The sequence below is a fragment of the Pectobacterium sp. CHL-2024 genome (assembly GCF_044751765.1).
GTDB lineage: Bacteria > Pseudomonadota > Gammaproteobacteria > Enterobacterales > Enterobacteriaceae > Pectobacterium > Pectobacterium brasiliense.
In genome coordinates this window covers 172,401-193,455 of sequence record NZ_JBIXKO010000003.1, presented here as the reverse complement: position 1 = coordinate 193,455, position 21,055 = coordinate 172,401, and the positions used below count along the sequence as shown (strand labels likewise).

The 21,055-nt window shown below is 51.0% G+C and carries 18 protein-coding genes and 1 pseudogene; 16 read left to right on the top strand and 3 right to left on the bottom strand.

The window, feature by feature from the left end:
* Window positions 1-415 precede the first annotated feature (415 nt).
* The 4 genes from ACIPUG_RS07580 to ACIPUG_RS07565 all read left to right on the top strand — a co-directional run bounded on the left by ACIPUG_RS07580 (window position 416) and on the right by ACIPUG_RS07565 (window position 3,475).
* The gene (locus tag ACIPUG_RS07580; RefSeq protein WP_400338128.1) at window positions 416-1,126 is read left to right on the top strand and encodes a metal ABC transporter ATP-binding protein; all 711 of its coding nucleotides are present in this window, start codon (window positions 416-418) and stop codon (window positions 1,124-1,126) included.
* Complete coding sequence (locus ACIPUG_RS07575; protein WP_014916598.1) at window positions 1,123-1,977, top strand: metal ABC transporter permease; 855 nt, start codon at window positions 1,123-1,125, stop codon at window positions 1,975-1,977. The genes ACIPUG_RS07580 and ACIPUG_RS07575 overlap by 4 nt, the downstream gene beginning before the upstream one ends.
* Before the next feature lie 41 nt (window positions 1,978-2,018).
* Window positions 2,019-2,897, top strand: a complete 879-nt coding sequence (locus ACIPUG_RS07570) for a metal ABC transporter substrate-binding protein (protein WP_104212783.1) — start codon at window positions 2,019-2,021, stop codon at window positions 2,895-2,897.
* Between the two features lie 107 nt (window positions 2,898-3,004).
* Window positions 3,005-3,475 carry a lipocalin-like domain-containing protein gene (locus tag ACIPUG_RS07565; RefSeq protein WP_400338032.1) on the top strand — a complete coding sequence of 157 codons (471 nt, stop codon included), beginning with the start codon at window positions 3,005-3,007 and terminating at the stop codon, window positions 3,473-3,475.
* A 40-nt stretch (window positions 3,476-3,515) separates the two neighbouring features.
* Here ACIPUG_RS07565 and ACIPUG_RS07560 read toward each other — a convergent pair whose 3' ends face one another.
* The 3 genes from ACIPUG_RS07560 to dtnK form a co-directional block, all read right to left on the bottom strand.
* A complete protein-coding gene (locus ACIPUG_RS07560; RefSeq protein ID WP_014916601.1) occupies window positions 3,516-4,331 on the bottom strand; it encodes a DeoR/GlpR family DNA-binding transcription regulator in 816 nt (271 codons plus the stop codon).
* 157 nt (window positions 4,332-4,488) lie between these two features.
* Complete coding sequence (locus tag ACIPUG_RS07555; RefSeq protein ID WP_014916602.1) at window positions 4,489-5,469, bottom strand: D-threonate 4-phosphate dehydrogenase; 981 nt, start codon at window positions 5,467-5,469, stop codon at window positions 4,489-4,491.
* Complete coding sequence (dtnK, locus tag ACIPUG_RS07550) at window positions 5,462-6,790, bottom strand: D-threonate kinase (protein ID WP_400338031.1); 1,329 nt, start codon at window positions 6,788-6,790, stop codon at window positions 5,462-5,464. The genes ACIPUG_RS07555 and dtnK overlap by 8 nt, the downstream gene beginning before the upstream one ends.
* 235 nt (window positions 6,791-7,025) lie before the next feature.
* Here dtnK and ACIPUG_RS07545 point away from each other — a divergent pair, with 235 nt between their 5' ends.
* From ACIPUG_RS07545 to ACIPUG_RS07490, 12 genes and pseudogenes are all read left to right on the top strand, one after another.
* Complete coding sequence (locus tag ACIPUG_RS07545; protein ID WP_400338029.1) at window positions 7,026-8,162, top strand: iron-containing alcohol dehydrogenase; 1,137 nt, start codon at window positions 7,026-7,028, stop codon at window positions 8,160-8,162.
* A 66-nt stretch (window positions 8,163-8,228) separates the two neighbouring features.
* Window positions 8,229-9,113 (top strand): dihydrodipicolinate synthase family protein, encoded by an 885-nt coding sequence (locus tag ACIPUG_RS07540; RefSeq protein WP_205591887.1) that lies wholly within the window; start codon window positions 8,229-8,231, stop codon window positions 9,111-9,113.
* A gap of 38 nt (window positions 9,114-9,151) precedes the next feature.
* Window positions 9,152-10,567 carry a sodium:solute symporter family protein gene (locus tag ACIPUG_RS07535; RefSeq protein ID WP_039278406.1) on the top strand — a complete coding sequence of 472 codons (1,416 nt, stop codon included), beginning with the start codon at window positions 9,152-9,154 and terminating at the stop codon, window positions 10,565-10,567.
* Window positions 10,568-10,570: 3 nt separating this feature from the next.
* Entirely contained in the window at window positions 10,571-11,758 is a 1,188-nt protein-coding gene (locus tag ACIPUG_RS07530) for an exo-alpha-sialidase (RefSeq protein WP_400338027.1), read from the top strand.
* 184 nt (window positions 11,759-11,942) lie between these two features.
* A complete protein-coding gene (locus ACIPUG_RS07525) occupies window positions 11,943-12,410 on the top strand; it encodes a YhcH/YjgK/YiaL family protein (protein ID WP_014916607.1) in 468 nt (155 codons plus the stop codon).
* Window positions 12,411-12,454: 44 nt separating this feature from the next.
* A complete protein-coding gene (locus tag ACIPUG_RS07520; RefSeq protein ID WP_039278400.1) occupies window positions 12,455-13,144 on the top strand; it encodes an SDR family NAD(P)-dependent oxidoreductase in 690 nt (229 codons plus the stop codon).
* 669 nt (window positions 13,145-13,813) lie between these two features.
* A pseudogene (cutC, locus tag ACIPUG_RS07515) lies at window positions 13,814-16,189 on the top strand (choline trimethylamine-lyase); the annotation flags it as partial.
* A 75-nt stretch (window positions 16,190-16,264) separates the two neighbouring features.
* A complete protein-coding gene (cutD, locus tag ACIPUG_RS07510; RefSeq protein ID WP_094371448.1) occupies window positions 16,265-17,215 on the top strand; it encodes a choline TMA-lyase-activating enzyme in 951 nt (316 codons plus the stop codon).
* 46 nt (window positions 17,216-17,261) lie between these two features.
* Complete coding sequence (locus ACIPUG_RS07505) at window positions 17,262-17,678, top strand: multidrug efflux SMR transporter (RefSeq protein ID WP_039465841.1); 417 nt, start codon at window positions 17,262-17,264, stop codon at window positions 17,676-17,678.
* Between the two features lie 17 nt (window positions 17,679-17,695).
* Window positions 17,696-18,022, top strand: a complete 327-nt coding sequence (locus ACIPUG_RS07500) for a multidrug efflux SMR transporter (RefSeq protein WP_039509866.1) — start codon at window positions 17,696-17,698, stop codon at window positions 18,020-18,022.
* Window positions 18,023-18,406: 384 nt separating this feature from the next.
* Window positions 18,407-19,819 (top strand): hypothetical protein, encoded by a 1,413-nt coding sequence (locus ACIPUG_RS07495; protein ID WP_400338024.1) that lies wholly within the window; start codon window positions 18,407-18,409, stop codon window positions 19,817-19,819.
* 245 nt (window positions 19,820-20,064) lie between these two features.
* Window positions 20,065-20,907 (top strand): fatty acid desaturase, encoded by an 843-nt coding sequence (locus ACIPUG_RS07490; protein ID WP_400338023.1) that lies wholly within the window; start codon window positions 20,065-20,067, stop codon window positions 20,905-20,907.
* Window positions 20,908-21,055: the final 148 nt, after the last annotated feature.

Genomic DNA, 21,055 nt, shown 5'->3' with positions numbered 1-21,055 from the left:
CGACATGGACGCCGCGAAAGCCAGTGCCGCGTCGGGAACGCGTCACTGGCGGCTCGAAAAGCGGGCATGGGCACCGAAGGGACCGCGTTAGCGGCATAATTTCCGCCAAAAGCCGGGGTTCATAGGGGGCTGGCTTAGCCCCCTATGTCGGGCGCGTGCTACGACGTAGCATGAAGATAACAGTGCTTGAAGCGCACGAAATATTCCCCCAAACCAAACCTAATCGCCTTACATACTTTCTTACCTATTGCCTCTATCGTCATCGATAAAAATCAGTATGTTATAATATAACAATTAGCCTTTTACCGATGATAATGACAAGTTTTTACTCTCTCTCTGCGCTGAAGCGCGTGTTACTGGTTTTCCTGCTGTTGGTGCCGTTGTGGCTATTGGTTGGATGGGCGGTGGTGTTGCCATGATTGCCCTGCAAGAACTGGCCTTTGGCTATCGTAATCAACCACCGCTCGCGACGCTCAGCGGGTGCTTTCATCAAGGCTCGCTGACAGCCATTATCGGCGCAAACGGCACGGGCAAATCCACGCTGCTGAAAACGCTGGCGGGTCTGTTGCCGCCACTATCCGGCTCATTCAGCCTCGGTAGGGGTTGTGAAGATAGCGCTATCGGCTATTTGCCTCAGCTCTCCGAATTTGATCGGCAGTTTCCTATCAACGTACGCGATCTGGTGCTCATGGGGTCGCTGCCCCATCGCGGATTACTACGAAGTATCAATACCAACTGGCATCGTAAAGCGGCAGACGCGCTCGACGCCGTCTCAATGGCAGACTTTGCCGATCGGCATATTGGCGTCCTGTCCGGTGGGCAGCTACAGCGTGTACTCTTCGCGCGGCTGATGCTGACTCAGGCTCCCATCATTCTGCTGGATGAGCCTTTTACCGGGGTCGATAGCCACACCACGCAGGCGCTTTTGCAGATTATTGAGCAGCTTCACGCAGAAGGCAGAACCATTCTGGCCGTGTTGCACGATCTGGAACTGGTCGGTCAGTACTTCCCGAATATCTTGCATCTCACCCCAGACGGCCCTCACTGGGGAGAGGCTCAGCCCATCTTACATAGCCTGCGCAAGGCAGACAGCGATACGCCAACGCTCAGGATCGTCACGTCATGATGTTATTTCACCTTATTGCTTCGCCTTTTATCGAATTCGGTTTTATGCGTCGTGCGCTGGTCGGCTGTCTGGTCATCACGCTAAGCGCCGCGCCGTTGGGCTGTTTCCTGCTGTTGCGACGCATGAGCCTGATTGGCGATGCGCTGTCACACGCGGTCTTACCCGGCGTCGCCATCGGCTACCTCATCTCCGGGATGTCGCTGCTGGCGATGGGGATCGGCGGCTTTATCGCCGGACTGGCCGTCGCCATGCTCTCCGGCTTCGTCACCCGCCACACGGAATTAAAAGAGGACGCCAGCTTTGCCGGATTTTACCTCGGCTCGCTGGCGCTCGGCGTCACGCTGGTGTCACTGCGCGGCTCCAGCGTCGATCTGCTGCATGTGCTGTTCGGATCGATCCTCGCGGTGGATCGCGCCGCGCTGATCGACATTGCGCTGATCGGATCGACCTCTTTGCTGGTGCTGGCGGTGATCTATCGGGCGCTGGTGATTGAATCGTTTGACGTGACCTTCCTGCGCATCAGTTCAGGCCGCTATCGGGCGTTGATCCACGGCCTGTTTCTGTCGCTGGTGGTACTGAACCTGGTCGCCGGGTTCCAGCTGTTAGGCACGCTGATGACGGTCGGCATGATGATGCTGCCTGCCGCCAGCGCGCGATTCTGGACACAGCGTCTGCCCGTCATGCTCGGCATTGCGGTGCTGCAAGGGATGCTCGCCAGCCTGATCGGGCTGCTGTGGTCCTACTATGCCGAGCTGCCCGCCGGGCCCGCCATCATTCTGACGATTACGCTGTTTTTCTGTTTTTCGGTCTGCGTTGGTCACAACGGCGGGCTGCTACGCCTGCGTCGTTAACCAATGAATCTCGTTATCTGCAATGTTCTGTGAGGAAAGAAATGAAACGTTCACTGTTAGCTATTGCGTTATCCGGCCTGCTGCTTAGCCCACTGGCAATGGCAAAGAATCTTGATGTTGTAGCCAGCTTTTCCGTACTTGGCGATATGGTCAGCCATATTGGCGGCGATCGCGTTACCGTGACCGATCTGGTGAAGGTCAATGGCGATCCACATGAGTTTGAACCCTCTCCGAAAGACAGCAAGACGCTGGCTCATGCCGATCTGGTGTTCGTTAACGGGCTGGGGCTGGAAGGGTGGATCGACCGACTCGTCACCGCCTCCGGCTATCATGGCGATGTCATTACGGCCTCAAACGGAATTGAAACCCGCACCATGGTGGAAGATGGCAAAACAGAAACCGATCCGCATGCCTGGAACAGCATGAGCAACGGTGTGGTCTACGCGCATAACATCGTTAATGCGCTGGTGAAAGCCGATCCAACGAATGCCGATTACTATCGTCAGCAGGGTGAAGCCTACATCAAGCAGCTACAGGATCTGGATAGCTATGCGAAGAAAACCTTTGCCGCGATTCCGCCAGAAAAGCGTAAAGTGCTGACCAGTCATGACGCGTTTGGTTATTTCGGCCATGCCTACGGCGTGAAGTTCCTGTCGCCGGTGGGCTACTCTACCGAATCGGAAGCCAGCAGCAAAAAAGTGGCCTCGCTGATTAAGCAAATCAAGCAAGAGAAGGTGAAAAGCTACTTCATTGAAAACCAAACCGATGGACGTCTGGTGAAACAAATCGCCGATGCCAGCGGCGCACAGCCCGGCGGTGAACTGTACCCGGAAGCCCTGACTGACGCCTCCGGCCCCGCGGCAACCTACACGGCTGCGTTTAAACACAACGTCGATACCCTCGCCGCCAGCATGAAGTAAATCTCATTCCTGCCGGTGCCACAACACTGGCAGGAAATCTCGCTCTGCCCCGCCCTATGAAAAAAATTCACTACACTTAACCAGCACGATCTTTCCGAGGAGGGTCTATGACATCGCAATCTTTCGACAACAACGGGTTACGCCAGAAACTTCGCGGGCTATGGTTTCTGGAATCCTTCATTGATGTACTGGGTGACGGCAGTGTGGTTCATATGATGGGAGAAGGGGCAACCGGCTATATTCAGTACACTGACGATAACTGGATGACGGTGCAAATCATGGACAGCGACAGAGTGCCCTACGACTCAGGCATCATGACGGGAGGTTCAGAGCAGCAGCTGATGCAGGCCGCCGCCACCTACTTCGCGTATGCGGGCCGTTATGAAATCCATGACGCCGCGCAGACCGTCACGCACTATCTGGACTATTGCCTCATTCCGAACTGGATTGGTTCCAGCCAGCTGCGCTACGCACAGTTCAGTGAAAACGACACACGTCTCTGTTTAACAACGGATCCGATGACGTTCAACGGTGTGGTGCATAAACCCGAACTCAACTGGCGGAAGCAGTCGGCCTGACACAATGCGTCATGCACAAGGCGTCAGGCACAAACTCGGTTTACACCAGCGTCAGATTGAACGCTTTGCCTTTCAGCTCCGTTTGCGCCTCGGGTGCTAACGCGCTGTCGGTGATGATATCGGTCAGCTCTGACAGAGGCGTGACGCAGAACAGTGAGTACGCGCCGTACTTGCTGCTGTCGGCCAACAGTATCCGGCGGCTGGCATTCGCGCCAAGATCTTGTTTCACGCCCGCTTTCTCTTCCGTCGGCGTGGTGACGCCTTTATCCAGACTCCATGAGTTGCAGCTGATAAACGCAATATCGGGGTAAATGCTGCGCAACAGACGGCGGCCGTGTTCGCCGATGCAGGACTGGCTGCTGTCATCAATACGCCCACCGATAATCGTCACTTCGATCTGCTTGAACTCAGACAGGAACAGCGCAATTTGCAGATCGGCGGTAATCACACGCAGCGGCAAATGCGTCAGGTGGCGCGCCAGCTCCAGCATGGTCGTTCCCGCATCCAACACCACCGCACTGCCCGGTTTAACCAGCGTCGCGGCATAGCGCGCTATCGCCTGCTTCTCTTGAAGGCTGCGATGTAATTTCTCATTCGTGGTCGGCTGGGAAGGAATAAAACGATTGAGCGTCACGCCGCCATGACTGCGACTAATCACGCCCTGCTCATCCAGTTTGATCAAATCACGACGGATCGTCGCTGGGGAAGCGTCGATCACGGACACCAGTTCATCTACCGTCACCAGATTATGGCTTTTCAGGTAATCCATAATCTGATCAAGACGGCTCTGCCCTTTTACTTTATCCCCGCTCATGCGGAAAGCATCAGTTAATGTAGGATCCACGGCGATATCCATCTTGCTGTTATCGAGTTATTTTACGTTGTTGGTTCTTGATTGCAGGATACCAGAAACCTTTCCGAACGCGGGAAGGAAGATATCCTGCAATGCGTGCTGTATCGCGTTTTATTCGCTTACAAAAACCATGCTATCAACCGTGATGGGCTACCGCCAATCAGGCCAGCTGCATGGCGAGCTGGATAGAGATCGCCATACTTTCTGACTTCGCTTTACCCGTCCAGGCAATATCAAATGCCGTGCCGTGGTCAGCAGAGGTGCGGATGAACGGCAATCCGGCGGTGATATTCACCCCATCATAGAAGCCCAGCAGCTTAAGCGGAATGTGCCCCTGATCGTGATACATCGCCACCACCATGTCGTACTGGCCTTCATACGCCTGTAGATAGACGGTATCCGGCGGACATGGGCCATACACATCAATGCCTTTGGCCTTCATGGCTTCCACCGATGGCGACACAATTTTGATCTCTTCGTCACCAAACAGGCCATTCTCGCCCGCATGCGGGTTAACCCCGGCAACGGCGATACGCGGGTGGGTAAAACCAACGCGCTTGAGGAAGACATCCGCCATGTCGATCACCGTTTCCACGCGATCGCGGTTCAGCGTATCCAGGAATTTACGCAGCGCAATGTGCGTTGAAACATGGATAACCTTCAACTTATCGGTATACAGCACCATCGCATAGTCACGGCTGTTGGTCAGCTTCGCCAGCAGTTCGGTGTGGCCCGGATAGAGGTGGCCCGCCGAGTGCAGCGCTTCTTTATTCAGCGGTGCAGTGGCAATCGCATGGACTTCACCCGCCATCGCCAGTTCGGTCGCTTTCTTGATGCAGCGGTAAGCCAAATCGCCCGCCTGCGCCTGAACAACGCCCGGCTTCAGTGCCTGAGGATCTTCCAGCGGCTCATCAATCATGTTGATTACGCCCGGCGCGAAGACCGCGTCAGCCGGTTTATCAATGATTTTCAGCTCTACGGCTGGCACGATATTCAGCGCCAGAATACGTCGCATCGTCTGTACACAGCCCACCACCACAGCAGATGCGCCGGAAAGCTCGCCTTCGGCCAGCGACTTGATAATAATTTCCGGTCCAATCCCTGCCGGATCACCCATCGTTACCGCAATAATTTTACTCACTGACCTTCTCCTCAATAAAACGTAAAACGTCGAGCAAAGTAGTTTCGTTGCCAAAACCCCCCGCTTTAGTCATCACAGGGGTCGTGCCGACAACGCTGTTCAGCAGGTATCCCCAGGGCACACAGGATGCGATTTGCCCCTTAATCTGAAAGCCGGTCGCGCCCAGTGCGGTTGCCACGGCAATCGCAATGTCACCACCGGATAAATACAGTCCGCTCGGCAGATGCTGGTTAGCGCTGCCCGCCGTCAGGCTGTCTAGCGCCTGAACAATATTGCGCGTAAGTTCCCCCAGATAGTGGCTGATCGTTTCGCCAAGCTGCTGTCGGCTAAGCCCAAGCTGCTGGCACCGCGCGTCGATCTCGAAGCGCTGATTTTCGTTATGACAGGTACGAATAATGCAGTGATTACCGCTCATCAGCGCCTTCACCGTGTCCTCACACTGGGATGCCATGACGGTGGATGACTCGGCTGAAAAGAGTGCGTTGATATCAATATCAACCAGCGTGACATCGCTGCGCAGCCTGACGGCCGCAATCTGTTTTTGAGCGATGTCGCTCATCGACCCGACGACAGCCAGCAGCGGCTTTTCAGTTTTACGCGTAAAATTCTGCGTATTCGCCAGCGCTTCGCTCAGGCCCGCCGAACCGACCAGCAAGGGGCGAAACGGCAACGTTCTGGCGGCATCAACGATATGTGTCAGATCGTCCTGCACGTCCGTATCAAGAATAATCAGACGCACGCCCTCGTCCGCCAGCTGCTGCAAGCGGTGGGCTAAATTAGCCTGACGGACGTCATCAAGGTGTATCTCCGCCACCGGTAACGCGGTTTGTTCTGCCAGACGGGCAGCGATAGAAGCGGAGGTCACCGGCGTTTTGGGATCGCTGGCAAACTCCGTGTCGGTAAGCAGACGACCATTCACCCAGACTTCACCTTTGCGGGTCACACGCCCCAGCATCGGCGATGCCGCGGCAATCAGCGCGACGGGCACGGCTGCCGCAGACAGCGCAGCGGCGATTTCCGCGCCCAAATTCCCGCGCAGCGTCGAATCAATCTTCTTGATAATCCAGCCTTGTCCGCCAGCGGCCTGCCAGGCTGCAACCGCTTCTGCGGTACGTTGAGACGCCATGTCGTCACGCGCCGCACGGCTATCGGTGTTGATCACCACCGCATCGCCCAGTAAATCCGCGTGCAGTTTATTAACGTCAAAGACGACGCTAACCCGCGCGCCATGCTGCGCCAGACCGACGCCCGCATCATTGGCACCCGTAAAGTCATCAGCGACCACTAATACCTGTTCTGCTGATTGCTGCACGTTTGGCATACCTCATCCCCGGTTCATGATTACCTGATAATGATTATATTGAATCACATTTGATTATATGTGAGCAATATCAAATTATTTAAAAGGAATTTCACCTATAAATTATCACCACGATGTGGCAAATGGCGTTTAGCAGTGACTAAAACCATTCCATTTGACTGAAAGTAATCACTATAGCAACCATTATCATCGCGATAACGCTCTGGCGAAGAAGAGAAAAGGCAAGGTAATAAGCATGAATATCAATAGCACTATCCTCAGCGGTTACCGGGTACTTCAGGACATTAGTCACCTGTTGGCAGGGAAACAGCACGTTTTATTTGTCACCGACAAAAACATCGTCGGGCTGCCTGACGTTCAGGCGCTGATCGCACAAGTTAAGCACGCCGTTCCGCAGGTTCTGTTGGTTGATCATGTTCCTGCCGAACCAAGCCAGCACGACGTGGCACAGATACTGAGCCAGCTCAATCAAATCCAGACCGATCTGGTCATCGGCGTGGGCGGCGGCAGCGTACTGGACGTCGCCAAACTGCTTTCCGTACTGTGCACGGGCGATGAAACCGTCACGCTGGATAGCCTGCTGGCGGGAGAGAAACCGACGCGCCGCACGACATCCCTGCTTATCCCGACCACCGCAGGAACCGGCTCAGAAGCCACGCCGAATGCCATTCTGGCGATCCCGGAAAAAGAGACCAAAGTCGGCATTATTACGCCAGTGATGCTGCCGGACTACGTTGCGCTGGTGCCGGAGCTGACCATCAGCATGCCGTCACATATCGCCGCTTCAACCGGTATTGATGCGCTCTGCCACCTGATTGAGTGTTTCACCTCAACGATTGCCAACCCGGTCAGCGACAACTACGCGCTGATTGGCCTGAAAAAGCTGTTTGCCAACCTCGAAACCTCCGTGCGCGAGCCGAGCAATATGGAAGCCAAGCTGAACATGCTGTGGGCGTCTTATTACGGCGGTGCCGCCATTGCCCACTCCGGTACGCATCTGGTCCACGCCATGTCTTACCCGCTGGGCGGCAAGTACCACATCCCACACGGCGTAGCGAACGCCATCCTGCTCGCCCCTTGCATGCGTTTCGTGCAGGACGCCGCACAGGAGAAATTCGCCCAGGCGTATGACCTGCTGCCGGATGCCGATCTGACGCTCAGTACCACAGAAAAAGCGCAGGCGCTGGTGACCTACTTCAGCGAGTTGGTTAAACGCCTCAACCTGCCTAACACCTTACAGCAGCTCGGCGTGGAAAAAGACCACCTGCCGTATCTGGTTGATGCCGCGTTACAGGTTCAGCGCCTGATGAAAAACGTGCCAACACAGGTCAGCGCCGACGACGTCCGTGAGGTTTATCTGACCCTCTTTTAAAGCGCGGATTTAGGCAAAACGGTTTTAAATTTTCATCTTTTTGATTACGTGTCACGAGGAAGAACAATGAGTAAAAATATTACCGGCGTCCTGACCGCCATCGTCACGCCGTTTGATAACCAGGGCGAATTTAACCCCGCTGCTATGCGTCTTCAGGTTCAGCGCCAGATGCGCTACGGCAACGGTATTTTTTGTAACGGCACCAACGGTGAGTTTTTCGTACTGCACACCGATGAAAAAGTCGCCGTTACTGAAACCTGCGTTGATGAAGTCGCCGGAAAAGTGCCGGTTGTCGGCCACATCGGTGAAATCTCCACGCGGGAAACCATCAAGCTCGGCAAGCGCATCGCCGCGCTGGGTGTTGATGCCGTTTCGGTCATCACCCCGTATTTCATCCCACTCAAACAGGAAGAACTGATCGCCCACTACACCGCCGTCGCCGATGCGCTGACTGTGCCGGTGTTTCTCTACAACATTCCTGCACGCACGGGGAATACGCTGGCGCCGGAAACCGTCCGCACGCTGGCGGATCACCCGAACATCATCGGCATTAAAGACAGCGCAGGCAGCTATGAAAGCCTGAGCGGTTATGTGCAAGCGGTGAAAGGTGTACAGGGCTTTAACGTATTGAATGGCCCAGACTCGCTCATTCACCAGGGCTTTGTTGACGGCTGCTCCGCCTGTATTTCCGGGCTGGCTAACGTGGCACCGGAACCGATCAGCCAGATTTGGCATCGTTTCCACGCCGGTGACATTGAAGGCTCCCGTCAGGCACAAGAACAGGTTGCCGAGTTGCGTAAGACACTGTACGCCATCGCGTTCTCACCGGCTGTGGTGAAAAAAGCGCTGGCGCTCATGGGTGAAGATGTCGGCGTCAGCCGCTATCCGATCCAGTTTTCCGCACAGGATGAAGACAACATCCGCAACATACTTAGTCAATTCTCGCAGTAACAGAGAAATATCAATTTCCACTTATAGGCCGAGAAGATATGAACCATTTTAACCTTACTGACACCCTCATAATCGTTGGGATGATTGTGTTTTATATCGCATTCACCTCATGGTTAACCTACAAGCTCCGCAGTAAATCGAACACCGAGTTCATGGAAGGCTCACGCGCGCTACCGGCGTTTATCGTCGGTATCCTGCTGATGACCGAGTTCATCGGTGCCAAATCCACCATCGGTACGGCGCAGTCTGCCTTTGAAAACGGCTTTGCCGCATCCTGGTCGGTGATTGGCGCCGCCATCGGTTTCCCGCTGTTTGGTATGATTCTGGTGAAGAAGATTTATAACACCGGGAAGATCACCATCTCCGGCGCAATTGCCGAGAAATACGGTACCAGCACCAAGAACATCATTTCGATCATCATGATCTATGCGCTGTTGCTGGTTAACGTGGGCAACTACGTCAGCGGCGCGGCAGCCATCGCCACGGTGTTGAAGGTCTCTCTGCCTGTCGCCGCACTGATCACCGCTGTCGTCAGTACCTTCTACTACTACTTCGGTGGCCTGAAAGGGACAGCCTACATCACGCTGATCCACAGCGCCGTGAAGTACGCTGGCGTCATGATCATTCTGTTCGTGGCGTTGAAAATGACCGGCGGCTTCAAGCCAATGATCGAACAAATGCCGGATTACTACTGGACGTGGGACGGTAAACTCGGTGCCAGCACCATCTTCGCCTGGCTGATCGGGACTATCGGTTCTATCTTCTGTACGCAGTTCGTCATTCAGGCCATTTCGTCAACGAAAGATGCCACCAGCGCCAAACGTGCGACCTGGGTTGCCTTCTTCTTCTGTATGCCGATTGCGCTGGCTATCGCGGTCATCGGTGTTGCTGCGAAGTTCGCTCACCCTGAAATCAACAGCCTGTACGCGATGCCGGTCTTCCTGCAAGACATGAACCCATGGCTCGCCGGTCTGGTCACCACGTCACTGGTCGCGTCTATCTTCATCAGCGTGAGTATGGTGGCACTGGCTATCGTTTCCCTGCTGATTAAGGACTTCTACGTTCCTTACTGGAAACCGACGCCAGAAAAAGAAATGAAAATGACTCGGATCCTGTCGCTTGTCGTGGGTTTCGCGCCGCTCGTCTTCGTTCTGTTCGTTCCTGAAATTCTGAAGCTGTCGTTCTTTACGCGTGCCATTCGTCTGTCGATTTCCGTGGTTGCGGTGATTGCGTTCTACCTGCCGTTTTTCAACAGCGCACGCGGTGCAAACGCCAGCCTGATCTCCGCCTGCGTGGTCACCTCTGTTTGGTATATTCTCGGCAACCCGTACGGCATTGATAACATGTATGTCGCGTTGATTACTCCAGCTATCGTCATGCTGATCGACCGCATGATTCCGAACAAAGCGACCAAAATCAAAATTTCTCAAACTGAAAATAAATCAGGAGCCTGAGTCATGAGTAGCGAAATCATTACCGTGGAACGTAGCGGAAAAGTTCATCACGCAGAAGGCGATGCCGCGCGTCTGGATGCCTACATTCCATCGGAATGCCCGCAGAATCATGCGGCCAACCTGCTCCATCTGCCGAACGGCGATGTATTGTGCGTCTGGTTCGGCGGCACACAGGAAGGGATTGCGGATATCTCTATCTACATGTCCCGTCTGGTAAAAGGTAACGATAGCTGGAGTCAAGCCGTTAAGCTGTCTGAAGATGCCACGCGCTCCGAGCAGAACCCGGTTCTGTTCCTCGCACCGGACAACGTGCTGTGGCTGCTGTACACCGCGCAGAAATCCGGTAATCAGGACACCGCGATTGTACGCTACCGTCAGTCTACGGATTTCGGTGCGACCTGGGGCGAGATCGGCACGCTGCTCGATCAGCCGGGTACCTTTATCCGCCAGCCTATCACCGTGCTGGCAAACGGCGACTGGCTGCTGCCGGTGTTCTACTGCCGCGTTCAGCCGGGTGAAAAATGGGTCGGCAACGATGATGACAGCGCCGTAAAAATTTCCAGCGATCAGGGAAAAACCTGGCAGGAATACCCAGTGCCGAACAGCACGGGCTGCGTACATATGAACATCACCCCGCTGAAGGACGGCACGCTGCTGGCGCTGTACCGCAGCCGCTGGGCGGATTTCATCTACCAAAGCCGTTCAACGGATGGCGGTAAAACCTGGTCAGATCCCGTGCCGACCGAGTTGCCGAACAACAACTCGTCCATTCAGGTGACAACGCTGGAGAATGGCCATCTGGCGCTGGTGTTCAACCATATGAGCGCCGCCGATGCTACCGAACGCCGTCTGTCGCTGTACGATGAAATCGAGGATGAAGAAGACAAAGCCAGCAATGCCAAAATGCCGGAAGTGCAAGCCGGTGCTCGTAGCGCCTTCTGGGGTGCTCCACGCGCGCCGATGACGCTCGCCATTTCGGAAGACGGCGGTAAAAGCTGGCCGTGGCAGCGTAATATCGAAGTGGGTGACGGCTACTGCATGACCAATAACTCCACGGAGAAGCTGAACCGCGAGTTCTCTTACCCCAGCGTCAAGCAGGCGCAGGACGGTAAGCTGCACGTGGCCTTCACCTACTTCCGTCAGGCGATCAAGCACGTCGTGGTGAGTGAGGAGTGGGTCAAAGCGAACTAAACCACGCTGCTTTTCTCTTTATCAGCGGGGCGCTCCCCCGCAATACCCTAAATAATTCGAGTTTCAGGAAGGCGGCAAGTGAGGGAATCCCGATGAGCTTACTCAAGTAAGTGATTCGGGTGACCGAATGAAGCCAACGCACATGCAACTTGAAGTATGACGGGTATATACCCGGGATATGATTATGATTGCAGGAAACCTCAACGCCCTAAAACTCGCCACGCTGCCCGATGCACTGTGGACCATTCTGTCCGCACCCGGCATGTCGTTAGCTGAACTGAATGCGCTCCCCGAAGGCCGTTATCAGCCGGAAGGCGCCGACTGGTTTTACAACATCGGCACCGTGAACACCGCACCGCGCGCCACGCGACACACCGAATTTCACAGCAACTACCTCGATATTCAACTGATTCTGGAAGGCGAGGAAATTATCGGTTACGGTCTGAATGATGTGCACGGCCAACCCGCGACCGAGCGTAAACCGGATCTCTACATTCTGGATAATCCTCAGGTGCCGCATCAGATCCACCTGCGGGCAGGCGACTTCGTCACGTTCTATCCAGGTGAAGCTCATCAGGCGCTGTGTGCGATTAACGACAGCCCTGCTCCGGTCAAAAAAGCCGTGTTTAAAATCCCCGTCACGTTGTTGTAATTAAGAATGGGCATCAAAGCCGTTAAGTTTGATTAAGGAGACACATGTCAGCGACAGCCCCCAAACACGCCCTGATTACCGGTAGCAGCTCAGGGATCGGTGCCGCCATCACACAAAAATTACTGGCGGAAGGCTGGCGGGTAACCGGCCTGTCACGCAAGCCGGGTGACTATTCACATCCAAACTTTACCCACCGCGCGGTGGATATCATGGATACGCCCGCGCTGACGGCCATTCTGGACGAAATTACGCAGGTTGATGCCGTCATCCATGCCGCGGGCATCATGAAGGCCGCACCGCTCGGTCAGCTTTCGCTGGAAGACGGTGAAACGCTATGGCGATTGCATATCAACGCGGCGCAGGTGCTTGCCGACCGTCTGGTCGATAAGCTGCCGCAAGGTGGAAGAATCGTGCTGCTGGGCAGCCGTACGTCGAGCGGTTCAGCAGGGCGTAGCCAGTACGTCACCACCAAATCCGCGATGATCGGCATGGCAAGAAGCTGGGCAGCGGAACTGGCTCCGCGCGGCATTACGGTAAACATCGTCGCACCGGGTGCAACGGAAACGCCGATGCTGACGATGCCGGGCCGCCAGAGTTCTCCGCCGAAGCTGCCGCCGATTGGGCGCTTCATTCAGCCGCAGGAAGTGGCCGATCTGGTGGGCTATCTGCTCTCCCCGTCTGCCGCAGCCATTACCGGGCAGCAGTTGGTGATGTGCGGTGGCGCGTCGCTGTAAGCCATCACGATTTTCATAACTGCTGTTCATAACTCATAGTTTATAACTACAGGCCAATACTCTTAAACGGAGATTGGCCTGAATTATTTCCCCTCCCTTGCGCCCCCCGTAACTCGCATGATGTAGAGAGATATCACTTCCTTTTATTATGAACACATCCATCCGAAATAATTAACAAAAGAATAATAAAAATAAACCACCCAATAAAATAGAATCAATTGATCTTAGTCAAATTATTAACACCATTATTAACCACCATGAATTAAATATCACCTACACTATCTGAACGTATAAATATAATAAAATATCAACCAAAAAACATTCGTTAACTAAGAGTAATTTACTTTCTATTTTTCTCAAAAAAACAAATAAAACCAATATATTGATATTTAACAAATAAATAATTAAAAAAACAAATAACCAGCATAAATAGTGACACCAATATTCAGGTCGGCATTTTCCTGCCTATTCCACCATTTAGAGATGATGAATTGAGTTTCTCTTATAGCGTTTTACTGATGTAGACAAATAACCGCAGGAGATTGTCGTATGGATAATGACGCATTAGCACCAGAAAGAAATCATTTCCCGTTTAATAACAGTCTATTGAACAATGAAAAAATGACTATGCTGGGTGGAATAAAAAAATCATCCAGCCTAGCGGAGCAAGAAATCCTTACCCCACGCATGCAACGTCTTCGCGCCCGCTATTTAGAGGCCCGCCCCAGTATTTCTATTTATCGCGCACTGGCCTTCACCGAGGTGGCAAAGCACAATCCTGGCCTGCCGCCTATTCTGTTACGGGCAAAATCCTTTCGTAAAGCCTGCGAAACGGCACCGATACTGATTCAGGATGAGGAACTCATCGTAGGCCATCCCTGCGGTAAACCGCGTGCAGGGGCGTTCTCTCCCGATATTGCCTGGCGCTGGGTGCGCGACGAGCTGGACACCATGAGCACCCGTCCTCAGGATCCTTTTCAAATTTCAGAAGAAGATAAAAAAACCATTCGTGACGAGATAGTCCCCTTTTGGCAAGGCCGCTCGCTGGATGAAATTTGCGAGACGCAATACCGTGAAGCGGGCGTCTGGGCATTCAGCGGAGAAACCTTCGTCAGCGATCTTTCTTACCATCAGATTAACGGCGGCGGCGACACTTGCCCCGGCTACGATGTGCTGTTGTTTACCAAAGGCATGGAAGGCATCAAAGCTGATGCGCAGGCGAATCTGGCTCAGCTTGATATGGAGGAACCGGATAATATCGATCGTATCTATTTTTATAAGGCCGCAATTGAAACCTGCGACGGCGTCATGACCTATGCCCGCCGCATGGCGGCACACGCACGTGAACTGGCGGCACAGGAGACCGATGCTTCACGGCGCGCTGAACTGCTGACCATTGCAGAAATCAACGAGAACGTGCCAGCCCATCCTCCCAAAACATTGCAGGAAGCGCTGCAAAGCATCTGGACGCTGGAGTCGCTGTTTGAAGTGGAAGAGAACCAGACGGGGATTTCACTGGGGCGTGTCGATCAATACTGCTACCCGATGTATGAAGCTGATATTCAATCCGGTCGCCTGACGCGCGAACAGGCACTGGAAATGATGCAGATGTTCATTCTGAAATGTGCGGAACTGATGTGGATGTCCAGCGAAAGCGGTGCGAAATATTTCGCGGGCTATCAGCCGTTTATCAACCTGACGGTCGGCGGGCAGAAGCGTAGCGGAGGCGATGCCTGTAACGACTTGACTTACCTGATCATGGATGCGGTGCGCTTCGTGAAGGTGTACCAGCCGTCACTGGCCTGCCGTATTCACAACCAATCCCCTCAGGCGTATCTGGAGAAAATTGCCGACGTCGTTAAATCAGGGATGGGCTTTCCGGCATGTCACTTCGATGATTCCCATATCAAGATGATGCTGCGCAAAGGCTTCGATTTTGAAGATGCGCGCGACTACTGCCTGATGGGGTGCGTTGAACCGCAAAAATCAGGCCGCATTTATCAGTGGACCTCCACGGGCTACACCCAGTGGCCCATCGCTATTGAGTTTGTCTTAAACCGCGGCCGTATGATCCTGTTCGATCGCGTTCAGGGACTGGACACTGGTGAATTGAGTACGCTGGATACCTTCGAGGCGTTTGATCGCGCAGTGAAAACGCAGATTGCGCACATTATCCGCTTGTCCGCGATTGGCACGGTGATCAGCCAGCGCGTGCATCGTGATGTGGCACCCAAACCGCTGATGTCACTACTGGTCGAAGGCTGTATGGAAAAAGGACGGGATGTGGCAGCCGGTGGTGCCGTCGTCAATCACGGGCCGGGGCTCATTTTCTCGGGACTCGCGACTTACGTTGACTCCATGGCAGCCATTCGCAAGCTCGTTTATGAAGACCATCAATACACGTTGGAACAGCTACGTGATGGCCTGTTGGCGAATTTTTCAGGCTATGACGAACTCAGAAGAGACTGCCTGAATGCCCCGAAATACGGCAATGATGATAACGCAGTCGATCAGCTCGCGCGGGATATCACCGAATGGACGGAAAAGGAGTGTCGTCAGTACAAGATGCTCTACTCCACGTTTAGCCACGGCACATTATCGATCTCGAACAACACCCCAATCGGTGAACTGACAGCAGCCAGCGCGAATGGCCGACTGGCATGGGCACCACTCTCCGATGGGATCAGCCCAACGCAAGGGGCTGACAAAAAAGGGCCAACAGCGAGCATCAAATCTGTCAGCAAAATGAATGTGGAAAGCATGAACATCGGCATGGTGCATAACTTCAAATTCCTTAAAGGCATGCTGGATACGCCAGAAGGCCGCAATGGCTTGATTTCCCTGCTGAGAACATCGTCCATTCTGGGTAATGGGCAGATGCAATTCAGCTACGTTGACGATGAAGTATTGAGAAAAGCCCAACAAACGCCGGAGCAATACCGTGATTTGATCGTGCGTGTCGCGGGATACAGCGCCTACTTCGTTGAATTATGCAAGGAAGTTCAGGATGAGATCATTAGCCGCACCATGATCGATAAGTTCTGATCGCCACAACGCCTAAAGGAATTCGCGGCATATCGTCGAGCAGGGACGCTGATGGTCACAGAAGGAGGCATCGCAATGCAACACGTGCAGAAAACCACAGGACGACTCTTCAATATTCAAAAGTATTCGATCTACGACGGAGACGGCGTCCGCACGCTGATCTTTATGAAAGGTTGCAATATCCGTTGCCCCTGGTGTGCAAACCCAGAGGGGATCAGCAACGCCTATCAGATCATGTTCTCTCTGGATAAATGCATCGACTGCGGAAAATGTGCGGACGTTTGCCCGACTGGCGTTCACCGCATGCAAGCGGGCAGCAAGGGCGAATGGCACCATCATCTCGATCGCACAGCGGACTGCATTGGCTGCCGAAAGTGTGAAACAGCCTGTCTGTCCGGCGCGCTGGACGTCATAGGACAAGAGATGACGGTTACGGAATTGATGGAAATCATCATGCAGGATTACCCTTTTTATATGTCCTCTGGCGGTGGCGTCACTCTTAGCGGCGGGGAAATGAGCCTACAAACGGATTTCGCTGTCGAACTGCTCACCGCCTGCAAGCGCATGATGATTCACACCGCAGTAGAAACACAGGGCACGACCCTAAAATCTCACTACAGCAGGCTAGCCGCTGTAACAGATTTATTCCTTTTTGACATCAAACACATTGATACCCAGCAGCACAAGACACTGTTTGGCATTGGGAATGAAAACATACGGCGTAATCTGGAACATCTGGTCGGGCTGGGAGCCGATATCGTCATTCGTATGCCACTCGTTCGCGGCTATAACGATTCGTACGATGCGGTGACCAACGCCATTCACTATGTTCAGATGCTGGCACAGCGCGGCAGTATACGGCGCATCGACGTGCTGCCTTACCACCAGTTAGGCCGTAAAAAGTACGAAAGGTTGGGCATGATTTACCCAATAAAAGAGGATCCCAGTTACAACGAAGAAGAGTTAAATCGTTTGGAGATTTTCTTTAACGAATTTGATTTCGATATTCGTCTGGTTCGTCATTAAAGAGAAAATCAGATAGCGTGTTCTTAACATAAGTCAGGAGCAATATATGTCATTGAGAAAGCAATCATGGCTTTGGATGTTATTAGTTATCCTGTCAGAAACGTCAGCCACATCTACGCTAAAAATGTTTGATGATAGTCAGGGGATAACAAAAATCGCGTTATTGGGGGTTATTATTCTGCTGTACTGCGTCTGCTATTATTCGCTGTCAAAAGCCGTAAAACATCTTCCGGTGGGGTTAGCTTATGCAACCTGGTCCGGCACGGGTATTTTATTGGTTTCGACGCTCAGTATTATTTTTTACGGCCAACGTCCTGATATTCCGGCCATCATTGGCATGATTGTGATTGCCACTGGAATAACAATCATGAATCTTTTCTCTAAAATGGGCGCTGATGAACAGCCAGAAATACTCACGGACAGCGATAAAAATCCGCCATTGAATACAAAAATCATTCATTAAAAATAAGGATAAACATCATGTTAAACGGATTTCTCTGGCTGGCGCTTTCCATTGGTTCAGAAATTACTGGCACGTCGATGATAAAGAAAACCGATGGATTCAAAAAACTTTCGCCTTCTATTATCGTGATTCTGGCTTACTGCCTTTGCTATTTCTCGTTAACGCGTGCGATGGGCTATTTACCCGTAGGGGTTGCCTACTCCCTATGGTGCGGTTTTGGCATCGTCGGCGTGACGTTTATTTCGATGCTGCTTTATAAACAAAAACCCGATCTCCCCGCCCTATTCTCTATAGCGTTAATTATTAGCGGAGGAATTATCATGAATATTTATTCTAGCATGTAAAAGATATTGACTTCATTACACTCCGTCATAAGCACTCATCGTCCCTTTCAGCGCCACGGTAGCTACATCGCGGGGTCATTCAGGCCTCATCTACACTTACTCACTGTTATTGGCGAGTAGAATAATATCTAATAATATTTAATTAAAATATATAAATAAAAATTCAAAAAAAATAAACAACTAATCCATCCATCTTTATGAAATCATTCATTAATAAAAATAAAATCCAATTAAATTAATAATATGCACCCTACTTAATAGCGAAAAATGATTATTTCCCCCTTAAACAAAACAAAGTCACAACTATACTGAAAAACTCTTATCATTAAGAAACCCCATATACTTATTTAATACCATATTTAATAATCTATCGGAGGGGGGAGTATGTCTTGCAATGATAAATTTAATAAAATTATAGAAATGAAATTATTTGATCCAAGAGTAAGGCATCATATTTCATCGCGTGATTATATGGATTTAACGGTAAAAAGAATGCGGGTTATTTTTCAAGAAGGATTGATTAATAACGAAATGTGGTTGGGCCAAGAAAATCAGGCACAGTTTGATGAGCTCTGTAAAAACGTCGCTTTATTCGGTACGTTAGATTTATCATTAGGCATATCCCTTGCGGCGCACCTCATTGCAGGAAATGTAATATTTACGCAATCCAGCCCCAGTCAGATAAGACAATATCGAGACGAGGTCATTAATTTGGATCGTATCTATTCTTTTTGCTGCACAGAAATAGCCTGTGGTACTAATTTACGCAATATAAAGACTACCGTCACTTACGATCATCTGCAGCACAGACTGATTCTCGATTCCCCAACGCCTGATTCTGCGAAATTCTGGATAGGAAATGCACTTTATTCCGCTACCGTCGGTATGGTATTGGCAAGACTGATCGTTAACGGTCGTGATGAGGGCATTCATTGGTTTCGAGTACCGTTGAGAGATAAAGAAGGTGAGAATTTACTTACCGGCATCAGTGCTATTTCTTGCGACCCCAAAGGCGGTGTGGAAGGATATCAAATCTCTGGCCTTCGGTTTAATCAAGTCAGTTTGCCCCTTGAAGCGATGATGCAGCGTCATTCTGAAATTACTTCCGATGGCGTGTTTTATAGTCAGACGTCCAAATCCCAACGTTTTGCGTCACTATTTGAAACCTTTTTGCAGGAACGTATTTTTCCATTGAGCAGCGGTAGCCTGTCTGCAGCAGCAGCACTTTATATTACCTATAAATATTCTGAACACCGAGTCACATCATTAAAGCCAACATATCAAACCTTAATTATGGAACCATTATTTTGTCAACGATTATACCCCGAGTTACTCAAGGCATTCTCTCTGCACGTTTTGAATAATATTATTATTGAGCAATTCAAAATAAATTGGGCAGATAAAAGCACGCATAAACAATTGCAGATTTTAGTCGCCGTCGGAAAATACTTAGGGTCATCACTGGGGTTGGAAATCCTACGCAAATGCCGGGCTATGTGCGGGGCTCAGGGTCTACATCACTACAACCAAATTATGTCTATGCAGATTGACTATGAGGCTAATATTACCTTTGCTGGTGATAACTCCGTCATGTCTTATCAGATTGCCAAGTATATGATTGGATTAAATAGATTTAAAAATCATGATATTAAACCAGAAAACATTGCACAAGAAATAGAAAAAAAGTGGTCACCGCCTGCAATCAGCGCAGATTCACCCATGCAGAAGCACAGGCTCTTACCTATACCTACGCACTGGATCTTATTATTCAAAACATCCAAAAAACAGGCATTTTAGATAGTGACATGCTACAAGATCTCAGCAATAGCTTTACACCGTATATGTCAGATACTCTACCTTTCAATGTCATTAACCCGACAATAGAAAAGATAAACTATTTGATGAAGATACTTACTCCACCCATTGAGTTAATTACCGCACCTATCATTACCCCCAATTACACAGAAGAGTTTACTTCAGAGCTTTACGCGATGTCATAAATAATCAATTAACATTTCACCTGCTTCCCGGAGAAATATACCATGAATGTACCTATATCTAACCTGATAGATATAGATGATAGCGCAAAGTCAAAACAAATCAGAAAAGTCATTATTGAGTATGGTAAGGAACTGCGAAATAAACATCCTATTCTAAATCATCAGGACCTATTAGGATTTAGTGCCTTAACTGCAATCACAGTCGTGATGGTGCTCAGTTCATTATTCTATTTTTATGCTTATATTCCCTGGTGGGCTTGCCTGATAGTCAATACGCTATGTATTTCTGTTGCACATGAAATTGAACATGACCTAATCCACAATTTATATTTCAGAAAAAATCGTTTTATACACCATATGATGATGACCGTAGTCTGGCTAATGCGTCCCAGCACAGCAAGTCCATGGATGAGGCGTGACGTACATCTACTGCACCATCAGGTATCAGGATCTGAACATGATGTGGAAGAGAAATTTTTAGGTAATGGTAGAAAGTGGGGGCTTCTACGAATTTTAATGCTCAGTGATTTAGTTGTCGCCGCCGTTGTTATGATGAATAATGCCAAAACGCCTTTGGAGAAAAAGAAACTGCTTTCATTCTCCGTCAAAGCATTTTTCCCCTTCGCCGTCATCTACTCGGTAATATGGTATTCTTTTTTAATTTTTCACGGCGTAAACCTTTATTTTATATTAACAGAAAATCCAGTAGTCTGGTCTGAAACTATGATGAGTGCCATTCACTTTATTAATATCTCCGTGGTAATCATTGTTGGCCCCAATATGCTATGGTCATTCTGCTTACATTTTATCTCGTCAAACCTGCATTACCATAGTGACAATGAAAGCGGAAATGTCATTCAGGAAACACAGGTTCTTAATCCCTAGTGGCTCTACCCCATTAATTTCTTCTGTTTTAACTTTGGCGGCACACATGCAATACATCATTTTGTCGTGAATGAACCCTTTTATATAAGACAGCTATCAACACCCGTGGCGCATAAAGTCATGAGGGATATGGGCGTTCGGTTTAATG